The organism is Sphingopyxis macrogoltabida, assembly GCF_001314325.1.
Lineage (GTDB): Bacteria > Pseudomonadota > Alphaproteobacteria > Sphingomonadales > Sphingomonadaceae > Sphingopyxis > Sphingopyxis macrogoltabida.
Window position 1 is genome coordinate 4,839,398 of the sequence record NZ_CP009429.1, and the last position, 14,875, is coordinate 4,854,272.

A 14,875-nucleotide genomic window follows, 5' to 3' on the forward strand; every position below is an offset into this window, starting at 1 on the left:
GCCTTTCGACAGAGGAGCGCCCCATGGCCACCGTCATCCGCGAAACCCCCGCCGACCCCCATCCCCTCGACCTGTCGCGCGCCGACCTGTGGCGCGAGGATCAATGGCAGGAACCGATGCGCCAGTTGCGCGCCGAATCGCCGATCTATTATTGCGAGGATTCGAAGTTCGGCCCCTATTGGTCGGTGACCACCTACAAACCGATCCAGCATATCGAGGCGCTGCCGAAAATCTTCTCCTCGTCGTGGGAATATGGCGGCATCACCGTCGCCGGCGACGGGATCGAACATCTGAAAGAGGGCGAAATCCCGATGCCGATGTTCATCGCGATGGACCCCCCGCAGCACACTGCGCAGCGCCGCACCGTCGCCCCCGCCTTCGGCCCTTCCGAAATCGAGCGTATGCGCGCCGACACCCAGGCGCGCACCGCGGCGCTGATCGACACGCTGCCGGTCGGCGAAGCCTTCGACTGGGTCGAGCGGCTGTCGATCGAACTTACGACCGACATGCTCGCGATCCTGTTCGATTTCCCGTGGGAAAATCGTCACAATCTGACCCGCTGGTCCGACGCACTGGGCGATATCGAAAGCTTCAACACGCTCGAGGAACGCCAGCAACGCCTCGCCACTGCCTTCGAAATGGGCGCCGCGTTCAAGGAATTATGGGATCACAAGGCGAAGAATCCCGGCAAGCACGACCTCATCTCGATCATGCTCCAGTCCGACGCGATGAACCACATGAGCCATGAGGAATTCATGGGCAATCTCATCCTGCTCATCGTCGGCGGCAACGACACGACGCGCAATTCGATGTCGGCCTATGCCTATGGTCTCCATTGCTTCCCCGAAGAGCGCGCGAAGCTCGAGGCGAACCATGATCCCGACCTCGCGGTCAACGCGATGCACGAGATCATCCGCTGGCAGACCCCGCTCGCGCATATGCGCCGCACCGCGCTCGAAGACACCGAATTGTTCGGCCACCAGATCAGGGCGCGCGACAAGATCGCGCTCTGGTATGCGTCGGCGAACCGCGACGAGAGCGTCTTCCCCGACGGCGACCGGATCATCGTCGACCGCGAGAACGCCCGGCGCCACCTCGCCTTCGGTTATGGCATCCACCGCTGCGTCGGCGCCCGCGTCGCCGAACTGCAGCTCACGAGCCTGATCTCCGAAATGCAGAAGCGCCGCCTGCGCGTGAATGTCCTGGCGGAGCCCGAGCGCGTCAACGCCAGCTTCGTCCACGGCTATCGCCACATGCAGGTCGAACTCGAGCGCTATTGACGGCGGTCACAGCCGGGCCCATCTCAGCGCGGTAACAGGGGGCATGAGGAGCCCTTCGATGATCGAACGCCGCTATCTGCTTTCCGGTCTCGCGCTCGGCGGTGCACTTATCGCCGCGCCGCTGCTGTTCGCCAAGCCCGGCAAACGCCCGCTCGCCGAACCCGGCTGGCGGCTTTCCGACGCCGAATGGCAAAAACGCCTGTCGCCGCTGGCGTATCGCGTGCTGCGCGAAGCGGCGACCGAACGCCCCTTCACCAGCCCGCTCGACAAGGAAAAGCGCAGCGGCACCTTTGTCTGCGGGGGCTGCGCACTGCCGCTCTATTCGAGCAAGACCAAGTTCGACAGCGGCACCGGCTGGCCGAGCTTTTGGGCGCCGCTGAAAGGCGGAATCGCCACGTCGACCGACCATGAGCTCGGCTATCCGCGCACCGAAGTTCATTGCAAACGCTGCGGCGGCCATCTCGGCCATGTCTTCAACGACGGGCCGAAACCGACCGGCAAGCGTTATTGCATGAACGGCGCGGCGCTCGCTTTCCGCCCGGCCTGACGCGGCGCATTGACGGGATAATATACGAAGCATATACGCTTCATATATTCACTCTCTTGAAGGGCCTGCGATGGGAATCGTGAAAATCGACGAAGCGTTGCACGAGGATGCACGCCGGGCCAGCACCGTGATGTGCCGCTCGATCAACGCGCAGGCCGAATATTGGATGAAAATCGGCATGCTGGCCGAGGCCCATCCGACGTTGTCATTCAACCAGATCGTCGCGATGCAACTGGGCGCGGCGCAGGGCAGCGCAACCGAACTCGCGGCCGCCTGACATGGTCAAGACGCCCGACGAGCTGGCGCTGATGCGCATATCGGGCAAGCTGCTCGCGTCGGTGTTCGAAATGCTCGACGGGATCGATCTCGCCGGCCGGTCGACAATGGAGGTCAACGACCTTGTCGAGGATTTCATCACCGTCGACCTCGCCGCGCGGCCCGCGAGCAAGGGTCAGTACGGCTTCAAATATGTCCTCAACTGTTCGATCAACCACGTCGTCTGTCACGGCGTGCCCGACGCGCGCGCGATCATCCGCGGCGGCGACATCATCAACCTCGACATCACGCTCGAAAAAAACGGCTTCATCGCCGATTCGAGCAAAACCTATATCGTCGGCGAGATCCCGCCCGCGACGCGCCGGCTGGTCCGCGTCGCACAGGAAGCGATGTGGCAGGGCATCGCGCAGGTGCGCCCCGGCGCGCATCTTGGCGACATCGGCTTCGCCATCGAGCGCCATGCGAAGAAGCACGGCTATTCGGTCGTCCGCGACTATTGCGGGCACGGCATCGGCCGCGAGATGCACGAGGAGCCGTCGGTACTCAACTTCGGGCGGCGGGGCACGGGCATGAAGCTGCGCGAGGGCATGGTCTTCACGATCGAACCGATGATCAACCAGGGCACGCGCAAGGTCTCGACCGAAAAGGACGGCTGGACGGTGGTCACGAACGACCGCAAGCTCTCGGCCCAGTTCGAACATACGGTCGCGGTGACCGGCGACGGTGTCGAGGTGCTGACCCTGCGCAGCGGCGAAAAAGCAATGGCGGCGTAGCGACGGCTCTGGGGTGGTGAGCGGACGTTTCCAACTTTTGTCATCCCCGCGAAAGCGGGGACCCAGAGTAGTGTAAACCCGCCCTGGGTTCCCGCTTTCGCGGGAATGACACAATTGAGGAATTCCAAACGACTTACGTCCACTCCCGGCCGTTTGCGGACATAAGGAAATAACCGTCCGCTCTCCACCCCAAAGGCTGCCTTCATTTCACCCTCCGCCGTCCGTCGCTTCCGGCGGCCCGCGTGCGCTGGTCCCGCCGTCTTGCACTGCATCGCCCTGCACCGCGGCGGCGCTGCGCACCGGCTTCAGCGTCAGCGTTCCCAGCCGTACCCGCGGGCCGGCCTTGCCCGGTACCGCGCTCAATGCAAAACCGGGATCGAGCCGCAATGCCGCCGCCGCTGCTTTCGCCAGCCGCACCGTATAACGTCCGTAAGCGACGCTTTCGAAAAGAAAATATCCGTCGAACTCGGTGAGCGTCGTTGCGCGCACGCGGCCTTCGGCGTCGACAAGTTCGAGGCTCAGCCCCTCGATCGCATTGCCGCCGTCGCGCATCGCGACACCCTCGATCTCGCCCGCCGCGGTCATCGGCAAAACGACGCGCGTCGCGACGCCGGGGCGCGGCGTGACGACGACGCCGGGCAACGCCGCCTGGATATAGGGATCGGGCAAGCTGCCGGCATCGATACCGATCATCACCGGACGAAACGGTTCGAGCCCGTCGATCGCCGCACGCCCGTCCTTGCCGGTCGCGGCATCGACAAAGGCGGTACCGGCGGTCAGCGGTACGTCGGCCAAGGCAGCTTCGCCCGGCTGGCGGATGCCGTCGCCATTGTCGTCCATCCACACATCGGCGATCACCTGACCGCGACCGCCGAGTTTCTCGCTCGACATCCGCCAACCGCCGCCGCTCGCTCTGGGCCCGAAGCTGAAGGCAAGCGACAGCGACGCCGCGACCGAACCGTCGCTGGCCACTTCGCCAAATCCGGTAAGCTGCAACGCCTTGAAACGGCGCGTATAGCCGATCCCGGCGCGCGCGCGCGCGAGGCCGCGATCATAGCCCAGCTCGGCGCGCCATTCGGCATCGCCCTTCCCTGCCCATTCGGCGATCATCGTCATCCGCGAATCGGCGTTGGCGCCCGACAGCGCAAAGCGCGCCTCGCCACGCAGGCGGACGCGCCCGATGCGGGCATTGGCGAGCAGGCTGGCGGTCAGATTGTCGGGCGGGTCGGGCCCGACCGGCACCTTGGTCCGTGTCCAGTCGAGCTGGCCGGTAAAGGTGAGTGCGCGAAAGCTCGCCGATGCACGCGCCGAGGCTTCGAGGGTTGAAATCCCTGAGCGCCGGTCGGTCTTCGCTACGTCGAAATGCAGCGGCAGCACCGTTCGTCCGAGCTTCACCGACTGATCGACCGATATCTGATATAGCCCATTGATATTGTTGATGAAACGATCCGACACGAAACCGCCCCAGCCGCGCATCGCGTCGGCGCGGACATAGGTTTCGCCGAACCCGGCCAGCCAGCTTGCCCGGACGGCGCTGCCGCCATCGTCCGCATAGCTTCCCGCGACCTCGAGCAGCGTCGGGCCGATCGAACGGCGCAGCGCGACCTCGCCATAGTTGCGGCGGATGTTTTCGATCATCAGGCTGTGAAAATAACCGGCGACCGACGTCCGCGTGTCGAGTCCGCGCTCGATCCCCAGCGTGCCGCGCCAGCCACGCTGCCAGGTCTGCCGCCGGTTGCCGAATTCGATCAGGTCGGCATTTTCCTGCGCGACGCCGGCCCAGTACCAGGTCTCGCGCGGCGGGATCGAATCCATGCCCACCTGCACCTGCCGGATTTCGCGCCTGACCTGCCCCTGCGGACCGTAGAGCACGATCTCGAAGCGGTTCGCGCCATATTGTAGCGGCACGTCGAGAAATTCGTAGCGCCCGTCGCCATCGGGGCTGGTGAAGGCCAGCAATTGCCCGTTGCGATAAAGTTCGGCATCCCAGCCCGCCGGCAGGTCGCCGCGAAAGCTCGTCTTGTCGAAACTGTCGGGACGCTCGACCGGGCGGTTGGTCAGCACCGCGCCGCGTCCCGGCGCCGACTGCGCGACCAGCCCCGTCGACAGCAGGCTGACATCGCCGAGAGCATAATGCGTGGCTTTGAGCGGCCCGAGCAATTGCCCCGCCGGATCGGTGCGATAGAGCCGCATCCGCAGGCTGTCGGGCACCCCCTGATCGTCCGACGACAGTCGCGCGTCGAAGCTTTGCCCCAGCACCTCGCCCGCCGCGAAAATCTCGTATCGCGCCTGGACATGATTGCCGCCGCGCTTGTCCGCGACGACGCCGGCCGACGCGACGACATCGACCGAGGGCGTCGCCCACATCTGATACGGCCGCGTCGCCTGCGGCAGGCTGGCAAGGTCGAAGCTCGCCTGCGGACGGATTCCGGCCGCGCGCGCGCGGCGCTCGGCGGCAAGCTGGAAGGGCAGCTTTTCCTTGGCGTCGATACGCAGCACCGCGTTCGACAGGTCGGCCGCGATCGGCACGCCAAGCCATTTGCCAAGGCTGTCCAAATCGACGCACCAGCCCGCGGGCGTATCGCGGATCGTCGTCGGGGCGAGCTTCATGCTCGCGCTGCCGACCCGTACCTCGCCCGTTTCGCGGTCGATCATCAGGCTGCGCCGCTCGTCGAACACCCAGCCGGTTGCGCGGCGCAACTTCTTGTCGACGCGTACCGCGAGGTCGAGCGCGAGCACCATGTCGGCAAGGTCGACGCACACCCCCTGCGGCGTCTGGTAGCCGCGCACCCCGTCGCCGAGCCGGTACTGGCCCGAACGAAGGTCGAACAGCCAGCTATCATCCTCGTTCGGCGCCCAATTGTCCGCCCCGACCGCAACCGGCGCCTTGTCAAAGGCATGCGCGCCGGAAGGGACGAGCCCGACCAGCGCCAGCCCGGCGGCGAGCGCCGGAAAATATCGGGACAGGGCGGCGCGGATCATGGCTGCGCCCGCAGTTCGGCCTTGCCCGGCCTATTTCACCACCCTGTCGGCCTGATCGATCGTCTCGCCGCCGATCTCACGATCCTCGCTATAGCGGATATGCACCGGGCCCTTGAGCTTCGCCGCGAGTTCGGGGGGGACGCGCAGCGACACCTTGCGCGCGCCGACCTCGGGATAGACCGCGATGCCGCGCGCGAGGAGCAGCGGCTCGGGCAGCCCCGGCCGCGTCACCTCGATATCGCCATAGACCGAGCGACTGCCCGTGCGCGTCAGGTCGAAATTGAATGCCGGGCCGTCGCTGCCTTCGCTGACCCACGCGTCGCCGATCACCGCCTCGGCGCCAAGGTCGCCGACGCGAACGATCACCGGGATGGTGATGCCATAGATCGGAGTCAGCGCAATGGAGACGCCCTCACCCGACGGCTTCGCCGCATCCGCCGCCGGCGTCGCATCGGGCACGGCGCGGAAGAGCATGTGCGCGCGATATTCGCCCGCCGGCGTGCCCTCGGGAACCCGCACCCCGACGCGGATCACCTGCGGCTGGTTGGGGAGCAGCGAAACGCGCCGCGGGCTGAAAGCGATCATCGCCAGCGCCGTCTTTTCGGCGTCGTTCGCATCGTCCTCGGCAATCTCGTCGAGCCCGCCCGCCGCGGTCATCCGCTTGATTTCGAGGCTGATGCGATAAGTCGCGGCCTCGGCACCGATATTGTTGAGCACGACCTCGGTCCCGCGCGACCCGTCGAGGACGAGGCGCGTCGGCGCGACGAGAAGGTCACCCGAAGCTGCAGCAGGAACAGACAGCGCGGCGCTGCACGCAGCCGCGAAAGACAGGCCGAAGCCCTTCAGAAAGCGCATCATTCACGATCCCCACAATCGTTATCCGGCGCAGTCCCCACCGCACCGTTGGTCCGCTTCCTGCCTGCCCCAACATGGTTGATATTTTGCTAATCACGACCGCCGCATCCGCGCCGCAGGCACGAAAAGGGCCGCCGGACCCGCGTCCGGCGACCCTTTGTCATCCGGCGAAGCGCGCTTCGCCGTCCCCCCAAAAGTGAAAGCTTATTGGTAGTTGGCGGTGACGTTGAACGTTCCCGAATAGTCGCCCGACGCCTGGTTGGCGCCGACGCTCAGCGTGCCGCCGACCTGGAAGCTGCCGCCGGTCGCGCCGAGCGTCACGCTCGTCGCCGAATAGCTGAGCGTCGAGCTCATCGTGCCGCCGAGCGAGCCGTTGAGCGTCACCGACGAATCGCCGCCGACAAGCACCACCGCACCATTGGTGCCGGCGATGTTGAAATTGGCGGCCGTCGTCGTACCGGTGCAGGTCAGACCCGCGCCGCAGGTCGCCGCGCCGGCGGTCGACACCGCAACGGTCGAGGCAGTCGCGCCGCTGATGATCGTCGCAAACTGCAGATCGCTGGTGTTGGTGAGCGTGATCTGGCGCAGGATCTTGGCCTTCGCCGTACCCGTGGCCGTCGCCGCCTGCGCCGCCGAAGCGTTCATGGCGAGAGCAGCAATCGCGGCACCCAGAAGGGCGCGCTTCATTCCAAAGTTGCGCATATGATTTGGTCCCTTGAACTCGATAAACCCACAATCGAATGGAAATCCCACCCCATTCACGGGCCTCTCTAACGGCGACCGGTTCAGCTTTTGCCAGCAAGCATGGTTAACAGCGCGATAAGGATTGGCGCACAATTTCTATAATAAGGCAAGTAATTCAATATCTTATGCCATATTTAACCACGATATGCCGCGAGTCCGCTTGGCGCTGACGGCCCACGCTGGCACAAATCGGAGCGCCGGCCGACGTTCGCGCAAGCGTCAGATCGATTCGCCCGAAAGCCGCTGGCAGATCATGTCGAGCTGGTCGAGCGAGGCGAATTTGAGCGTCAACGCGCCCTTCCCTTCCCCGGCATATTGGATCGCAACGCCGATGCCGAGCAGTTCGGACAGATGGCGTTCGACCGCGACGATATCGGGGTCGCGCCCGCCGGCGCCGTCGATGCTCTTATACTCGAGCGGTGCCTTGCGACCGCCCCCCTTCTCCGCCCGGACAAGCGCCTCGACCGCGCGCACCGACAGGCCATCCTTGACGACCTTGCGCGCAATCTCCTCGGCCGCCGTGGCGCCGATCAGCGCCCGCGCGTGCCCCATCGCCAGCGACCCGTCGCCGACAAGGTCCTGCACGCCCTGTGGCAGGTCGAGCAGGCGCATCAGGTTCGCGACATGGCTGCGCGACTTGCCGACCAGCTTGGCCAGCGCTTCCTGGCTGTGCCCGAAATCCTCGATCAGGCGGCGATAGGCGGTCGCCTCTTCGATCGCGTTGAGGTCCTGCCGCTGGATATTCTCGACCAGCGCAATCTCATAGGTCGCAGCGTCGTCGAGTTCGCGCACGAGCGCGGGAATTTGGTGCAGTCCGGCGCGCTGCGCCGCGCGCCAGCGCCGTTCGCCGGCGACGAGCTGATATCCCTGTCCATCGGGAGCGGCGCGCACGATGATTGGTTGCAGCAGGCCGCGCGCGCCGATCGAATCGGCGAGTTCGGCGATCGCCGCTTCGTCGAAATGGCGCCGCGGCTGGCCGGGCAGCGGGCGAATCGATCCGACCGCGATATGCTGGACTGCGTCGCCGGCAGCGGGTGCCGGCTTGGCGGCACCCGGGCTCGCCAGCACCGGCGCCTCGACCGCCGCATCGCCGAACAAGGCGTTCAGCCCGCGCCCCAGCCCCGACGGCCGCTTGCGCACCGGCGCGCCATCCTTTTGAACTTCGTCTTTATTATCAGTCATTTAGGCTGCCTTGCGAATATTCGGCAGGCGGTCGATCAGCTCGCGGGCCAGCGCGATATAGGCGGCCGAGCCGGTGCAGCGATGATCGTAGATCAGCGCGGGAAGCCCGTGGCTCGGCGCCTCCGAAAGCCGGACGTTGCGCGGAATCACCGTTTCGAACACCACCGGGCCCAGGCATTCGCGCACATCGTCGGACACCTGATCGGTCAGCCGGTTGCGGCGATCGAACATCGTCAGCGCGACGCCAAGGATCGACAATTGCGGATTGAAGCGCCCGTGGACGCGTTCGACCGTCGTCAGCAACTGGCTGAGGCCCTCGAGCGCAAAAAATTCGCATTGCAAGGGCACGATCAGCGATTCGGCGGCGATCAGCGCATTGAGCGTCAGCATGCCGAGCGACGGCGGGCAATCGATCAGGCAAATGTCCCATTGCCCCGCCTCGGCGCTCGACAAGGCCTGCTGCAGCCTGTGCAGGCGGTCGCCATATTCGATCAGCTCGATCTCGGCGCCCGATAGATCGACTGTCGCCGGGACGATATAGAGCCGCGGCACCGCGGTCGGAATCGCGCATTCGGCGAGCGTCGCGTCACCGCGCAGCAGCTCGTAACTCGAACAGTCGCGCTGCGACTGCTTGATCCCGAGCCCGGTCGAGGCATTGCCCTGCGGGTCAAGATCGATGATCAGCGTCCGCCAGCCGGTTGCCGCCAGCGCGGTGGCGAGATTGATCGCGGTGGTCGTCTTGCCGACCCCGCCCTTCTGGTTCGCCACGGCAATGCGGATCATCGCTTTCCTCGCTGTTTTGCGCCGATCTTGCCCTCGCCGACCAATATCTGGCTTTCGGCGTCGGTGCGGCTCTGTTCCACGTGGAACAAACTCTGCCATGCTTGGGGCAACAACGCCAGTTCCTTAACCGCATTTCGCCCTTTTGGCAGCAACCAGCGCGTCGATTCGGTGGAAAAACGGGCGGACAAGTCGATCAACCGGTCGAGCGGTGCGAACGCCCGCGCGCTGATCGTCGCTGCGGATCGCGTTTCGACCCGCTCCAGCGGCGCTTCGACAACCTCGACATGCCGGAGGTCAAGATCCGCAGCCGCCGCACGCAGAAAATCGCACCGGCGCTTGCGCGATTCGACCATCATCATGGGCCGCTCGCTCAGGATCGCGACGACCAGCCCCGGCAGCCCCGGCCCGCTACCGAGGTCGATCCAGAGCCCGCCGCCTTCGCGCTCGTCGAGAGCGAGCAACTGTGCGCTGTCGGCTATATGACGCACCCACAGCGTCGGAACCGTCGAGGCAGCGATCAGATTCTGCCGGGCATTTTCGGCCACGAGCAAGTCTGCGAAGCGATCGAGCCGCGCCCATTGCGTCTCCGTCGGTGCGAAACACGCGTCGATCCAGGCGCGCGCGGCGTGTTCATTTTCCAGCAGCGCCGTTGCTCCGCCGTCGCTCACGCGGCGCGCCGCCGGCTATGCACCATGATCGCGGTCAATGCCGCCGGCGTGACACCGTCGATTCGCGACGCCTGGCCCAATGTTTCGGGGCGCGCCTTCGACAGGCGCTCGACCATCTCGCGCGACAATCCGCCAATCGCGCCATAATCGAGCGACGCGTCGAGCATGATCGCTTCGTTCGCGGCGAGCGCGCGCAGCTCGGCATCCTGCCGCGCGATATAGGGCGCGTAATGCGCGTCCTCGGCGACCTCCGAAAGAATGGCCTCGCCAATCGACGCCAGCCCGGGCGCAAGCTGCGCGAGCGTCTCCATCGTCACCCCCGGGTAGCGCAGCAGGTCGATCCGCTTGCGCGCGATTCCGTCGCCGGGCAGTGCCAGCCCGATCGCGGCATAATCGGCCGTCGCGACGGGCGCGGCGAGCAGCGCTTCCGCGTCTGCGCGCGCCGCCGTGCGCGCCGCGAACAGCGCGGCGGTCGCGGGCCGCACCAATCCCAGCTCGATACCCTTCGGCGTCAATCGCGTCGCGGCGTTGTCGGCGCGCAGCCGCAAGCGATATTCGGCGCGCGCCGTTAGCATACGATAGGGTTCGGTCACCCCCTGCAGGACAAGGTCGTCGACCATCACGCCGATATAGGATTCGGACCGGTCGAGAATCATCGGTGCTCGCCCCTGCACCGCGAGCGCGGCATTCGCCCCGGCGATCAGGCCCTGCGCTGCCGCTTCTTCATATCCGGTCGTGCCGTTGATCTGCCCCGCGCACCAGAGCCCCGGCACCGCGCGGACCTGCAAGGTCCGGTCGAGCGCGCGCGGGTCGATATGATCATATTCCACCGCATAGCCCGGAACGACCATCTCGACCGTTTCGAGCCCCTCCATCGTCCGCAGCATCGCGAGCTGGACGTCGGCGGGGAGCGAGGTCGAAATGCCATTCGGATAGACCAGATGCGTGTCGAGCCCCTCGGGTTCGAGAAACACCTGATGACCGTCGCGATCGGCGAAGCGATGAATCTTGTCCTCGATCGACGGGCAATAGCGCGGGCCCGCCGCGCCGATCGCCCCGGTGAAGAGCGGCGAGCGGTCGAGATTGTCGGCAATGATGCGATGCGATTCGGCATTCGTCCGGGTGATCGCACAGAAGATTTGCGGCACCGTCCGCTCGCTGTTCCACGTGGAACAGGTCCAGCCTGCGCTTTCGGCGCTGTCCGATGGCTGTTCGGCGAGCCGCGCCCAGTTGATCGTCCGTGCGTCGAGCCGCGGCGGCGTCCCCGTCTTGAGCCGCGCCATCGGAAGATTTGCGCTGCGCAACTGGTCGGCGAGCCGATGGGCCCCGGCCTCGCCGATGCGACCGCCTTCCATCCGCTCCTCGCCGCGAAACAGCCGCCCGCCGAGGAAGGTCCCCGTCGCGAGCACGACCGCCGGCGCGACCAGCGCGGTCCCGTCATCAAGGTCGAGACCTTCGACCCGCGCGCCGTCGGCCGACAGGCGAAGCGCCGCCGCCTCGCCCGCGACGACGGTGATGCCATCCTCGGCGGCAAGCAGCGTCTGGATCGCCTCGCGATAGAGTTTGCGGTCGGCCTGGATGCGCGGCCCCTGCACCGCCGCGCCCTTCGACGCGTTGAGCATCCGGTAATGGATCGCGGCGCTGTCGGCGGCACGCGCCATCCAGCCGTCGAGCGCATCAACCTCGCGCATCAGATGGCCTTTGCCGAGTCCGCCGATCGCCGGGTTGCACGACATCGTTCCGATCAGCGCCGGGTCGAAACTGACGAGGGCGACGCGCGCGCCGAGCCGCGCCGCCGCAGCGGCGGCCTCGGTTCCGGCGTGCCCACCGCCGACGACGATGACATCGAAAGTTGCGCGATCCTGCATGATTGCGGCGCCTTTACCGCAAAGCGCGACGCAAATCCACCGCGCTGCGACCGATGCGATGTTTCACGTGGAACATCATTTCCCGATGCAGAAACGCCCGAACAGGGCGTCGAGCATGTCCTCGACTCCGGCGCGCCCGGTGATGCGGTCGAGCGCCGCGCCGGCGAGCCGCAGCCGTTCGGCGAGCAGGATCAGATCGCTCGCCTCGCGCGACCCTCGCACGATTGTCAGCCAGTCCCTTGCTTCGGCGAGCGCGACGCGCTGGCGCTGGCGCAGCGCGGCCTCGCCTTCGCGCGGCAGCAGGGTGCGGGCGATATCGACGATCCGCCGGTGCAGGCCGTCCATCCCTGCCCCCGTCGCCGCTGACAGCGTCAGGTCGCAGCGCGACGCGGCCGCTTCGGCTTCGGCGTCACCCTGCCAGCGGTCGGCCTGCGCCGCGACGATCACACGGCGCGGATGCGAAGGCGCCGCGTCGGGCGTGCCGAGCCACAGCAGGATATCCGCCCCTTCGACCGCCTGCTTTGCGCGATCGATCCCGATCGCCTCGATCGCATCGGCACCTTCGGCGCGCAGCCCCGCCGTGTCCGAAAAGCGCATCGCGATCCCGTCGAGTGCCAGCGGAGTTTCGATCACGTCGCGCGTCGTTCCTTCGATGGGCGACACGATGGCCAGCTCGCGCTGCGCCAAAGCGTTGATCAGCGTCGATTTTCCGGCATTCGGGGGCCCCGCGATCACTACCGATAACCCCTCGGCGATCACTTCCGCCGCCGGCCGCGCCAGCCATTCGCCAAGCTCCACCGCCAGCGCGTCCATCCCCGATATCAGCCGCTCCGCGACAACTTCGCCAACTTCGACATCATCCTCATCGGCGAAATTGAGTTCGGCTTCCGCCGCCGCCATCAATCCCAGCAATCGCTCCTGCCATTCGGCCACCGCACGCGAAACATGACCGTTGACCATGGCGAGCGCCTGGACGCGCTGGCTTTCGGTCTCCGCCGCCAGCAGGTCGGCGAGCCCTTCGGCTTCGGCGAGGTCCATCCGGCCATTGAAAAAGGCCCGGCGGGTGAATTCGCCGGCTGCGGCGCGGCGCATCCCGGGCATCGTCGCCAGCACCGCTTCGACCGCCGCGACGACCGCGCGGCCGCCGTGAAGATGAAGTTCGGCCAGATCCTCGCCGGTCGCGGTCGCGGGGCCCGGAAACCACAGTAACAGCGCGCGATCGAGCGCCTGGTCATCGCCATCGCGAAGATCGGCCAGCACCGCGCGGCGCGGCGCGGGCAGCCGCCCGGCGAGCCGCTTCAGTGCTGGCCCCGCACCAGCCCCGCTGATGCGCACGACCGCAATCGCCGCCGGCGGAACCCCGCTCGACAGCGCAAATATCGTATTTTTTTCAATGTCTTCGATCAGCTCTTGCGGCTCCGCGCCGGCTTGTCGGCGTCATCATCCTTGTCGGCGGACTTCGCGGCCCCGCCCATCAGCCCACCACCGAACTGACCGAGCAACGACTGGACGAGACCGAGGCCGCTTTCGCCCATCGGGACCCAGCTCTTGACCATCGTCTGCACCATGTCCGGAGTGATCCCCTTGGCCATCAACTCCTTGACCCGGCTCAGATAAATATCGTGCAGCGGCTCGAGGTCGGGCAGGCCGACCAGCCGCCGGGCCTCTTCGGGGGTGCAATCGATCTCGATATTGAACTTCATCGCCTGTCTCCGCCCCGAAATGCCGGTTAGCCGCTTGAGCCCTGCTCCGCGCACCGCTAGCTTCGCGCTTTCACCGCCAAGAAGCAAGAGTCAGGAGAGCTCCCCATGTCAGACACGCCCGCGACGAACACCATCATCCCAGCGCTCGACGGTGAAGGCGATATTCCGGCCTATGTCGCGCGTCCCGATGCGGACAGTTCGCGTGCGATCATCGTCATTCCCGAGATTTTCGGCGTCAACGCCGGGATCCGCAAGAAATGCGACGATTGGGCGGCCGAAGGCTATCTGGCGATCGCGCCTGACATCTTCTGGCGCTTCGCCCCCGGGGTCGAGCTCAACCCCGATATCGAGGCCGAATTGCAGGAAGCCTTCGGCTATTTCGGCCAATATGATGCCGACGACGGGGTGAAGGATATCGAAGCGGCGATCCGCTGGCTCCACGGTCAGGGCGCGACGAAGGTCGGCTGCGTCGGCTTCTGCCTCGGCGGGCGGCTTGCCTATATGGCCGCGGCGCGCACCGATGTTCACGCGTCGGTCGGCTATTATGGCGTCATAATCGACCAGATGCTGAACGAGAGCCACGCGATCGCGCATCCGCTGATGCTCCACATCCCGACCGAAGACCATCTGGTCGATCACGACGCGCAGAAGCGGATTCACGCCGGGCTCGACCCGCATCCGAAGGTGACGATCCACGATTATCAGGGTCTCGACCACGGCTTCGCCGCAACGATGGGCAACCGCCGCAACGAAGCGGGCGCCCAGCTCGCCGACGGCCGTACTCGCGCCTTTTTCGCCGAGAATCTCGCATGAGCGCGCAGGCGGGTCTCGCCGCCTGGCATGACTATATGGCGGGCGGCGGCGACCCGCAGGCACTCAAAGACCTGCTCGCCGAGGATGCGGTGTTCCACTCGCCCGTGGTCTACACGCCGCAGGCCGGACGCGACAAGGTGTTCGCTTATCTGCATGCGGCGAGCCATGTGCTCGGCGGCGAGAATTTCCGCTATCTCCGCGAAATCGTCGACGGCAATCAGGCGATGCTCGAATTCGCCAGCGAGCTCGACGGTATCCAGATCAACGGCGTCGATATCATCCTTTGGAACGACGAAGGAAAAATAAGCGATTTCAAGGTGATGGTTCGTCCGCTCAAGGCGATCAACAAGGTGTGGGAAAAGATGGCGGCGATGCTTGCGGCGCAGGCCGGCTAAAGCGAT

15 protein-coding genes are annotated in these 14,875 nt (G+C 66.0%); 6 read left to right on the forward strand and 9 right to left on the reverse strand.

From position 1 onward, the window contains the following. The first annotated feature begins 23 nt into the window (after positions 1–23). From LH19_RS23290 to map, 4 genes are all read left to right on the forward strand, one after another. Positions 24–1,280, forward strand: a complete 1,257-nt coding sequence (locus LH19_RS23290) for a cytochrome P450 (RefSeq protein ID WP_054732068.1) — start codon at positions 24–26, stop codon at positions 1,278–1,280. Positions 1,281–1,338: 58 nt separating this feature from the next. After that, entirely contained in the window at positions 1,339–1,827 is a 489-nt protein-coding gene (gene msrB, locus LH19_RS23295; protein ID WP_145923579.1) for a peptide-methionine (R)-S-oxide reductase MsrB, read from the forward strand. A 70-nt stretch (positions 1,828–1,897) separates the two neighbouring features. Further along, positions 1,898–2,104, forward strand: coding sequence for a ParD-like family protein (locus LH19_RS23300; RefSeq protein ID WP_054732072.1), 207 nt, complete (start codon positions 1,898–1,900; stop codon positions 2,102–2,104). A gap of 1 nt (position 2,105) precedes the next feature. Further along, positions 2,106–2,876, forward strand: coding sequence for a type I methionyl aminopeptidase (gene map, locus LH19_RS23305; RefSeq protein WP_054732074.1), 771 nt, complete (start codon positions 2,106–2,108; stop codon positions 2,874–2,876). A gap of 207 nt (positions 2,877–3,083) precedes the next feature. Here the strand turns inward: map and LH19_RS23310 are convergent, their stop codons facing one another. The 9 genes from LH19_RS23310 to LH19_RS23350 form a co-directional block, all read right to left on the reverse strand. Continuing rightward, the gene (locus LH19_RS23310) at positions 3,084–5,858 is read right to left on the reverse strand and encodes an MSCRAMM family protein (protein ID WP_054732076.1); all 2,775 of its coding nucleotides are present in this window, start codon (positions 5,856–5,858) and stop codon (positions 3,084–3,086) included. A 30-nt stretch (positions 5,859–5,888) separates the two neighbouring features. Then, complete coding sequence (locus LH19_RS23315) at positions 5,889–6,716, reverse strand: fimbrial biogenesis chaperone (RefSeq protein WP_054732079.1); 828 nt, start codon at positions 6,714–6,716, stop codon at positions 5,889–5,891. Positions 6,717–6,917: 201 nt separating this feature from the next. Continuing rightward, positions 6,918–7,415, reverse strand: a complete 498-nt coding sequence (locus LH19_RS23320) for a DUF4402 domain-containing protein (protein ID WP_054589656.1) — start codon at positions 7,413–7,415, stop codon at positions 6,918–6,920. Between the two features lie 261 nt (positions 7,416–7,676). Further along, complete coding sequence (locus tag LH19_RS23325) at positions 7,677–8,639, reverse strand: ParB/RepB/Spo0J family partition protein (RefSeq protein WP_054732080.1); 963 nt, start codon at positions 8,637–8,639, stop codon at positions 7,677–7,679. Then, positions 8,640–9,422, reverse strand: coding sequence for a ParA family protein (locus LH19_RS23330; RefSeq protein WP_054732082.1), 783 nt, complete (start codon positions 9,420–9,422; stop codon positions 8,640–8,642). Then, positions 9,419–10,090, reverse strand: a complete 672-nt coding sequence (rsmG, locus tag LH19_RS23335; RefSeq protein WP_234716013.1) for a 16S rRNA (guanine(527)-N(7))-methyltransferase RsmG — start codon at positions 10,088–10,090, stop codon at positions 9,419–9,421. The genes LH19_RS23330 and rsmG overlap by 4 nt, the downstream gene beginning before the upstream one ends. Next, positions 10,087–11,958: a tRNA uridine-5-carboxymethylaminomethyl(34) synthesis enzyme MnmG gene (mnmG, locus tag LH19_RS23340; protein ID WP_054732084.1), complete on the reverse strand. Its 1,872-nt coding sequence runs from the start codon at positions 11,956–11,958 to the stop codon at positions 10,087–10,089. The genes rsmG and mnmG overlap by 4 nt, the downstream gene beginning before the upstream one ends. Positions 11,959–12,033: 75 nt before the next feature. Then, entirely contained in the window at positions 12,034–13,353 is a 1,320-nt protein-coding gene (gene mnmE / locus LH19_RS23345; RefSeq protein WP_054732086.1) for a tRNA uridine-5-carboxymethylaminomethyl(34) synthesis GTPase MnmE, read from the reverse strand. 8 nt (positions 13,354–13,361) lie between these two features. After that, positions 13,362–13,661, reverse strand: coding sequence for a DUF6489 family protein (locus tag LH19_RS23350; protein ID WP_054732088.1), 300 nt, complete (start codon positions 13,659–13,661; stop codon positions 13,362–13,364). Between the two features lie 105 nt (positions 13,662–13,766). Here LH19_RS23350 and LH19_RS23355 point away from each other — a divergent pair, with 105 nt between their 5' ends. Together LH19_RS23355 and LH19_RS23360 are read left to right on the forward strand one after the other, a co-directional pair. Continuing rightward, entirely contained in the window at positions 13,767–14,474 is a 708-nt protein-coding gene (locus LH19_RS23355; RefSeq protein ID WP_054732090.1) for a dienelactone hydrolase family protein, read from the forward strand. Continuing rightward, positions 14,471–14,869, forward strand: coding sequence for a nuclear transport factor 2 family protein (locus tag LH19_RS23360; protein WP_054732092.1), 399 nt, complete (start codon positions 14,471–14,473; stop codon positions 14,867–14,869). The genes LH19_RS23355 and LH19_RS23360 overlap by 4 nt, the downstream gene beginning before the upstream one ends. The last annotated feature ends 6 nt before the right edge of the window (positions 14,870–14,875 follow it).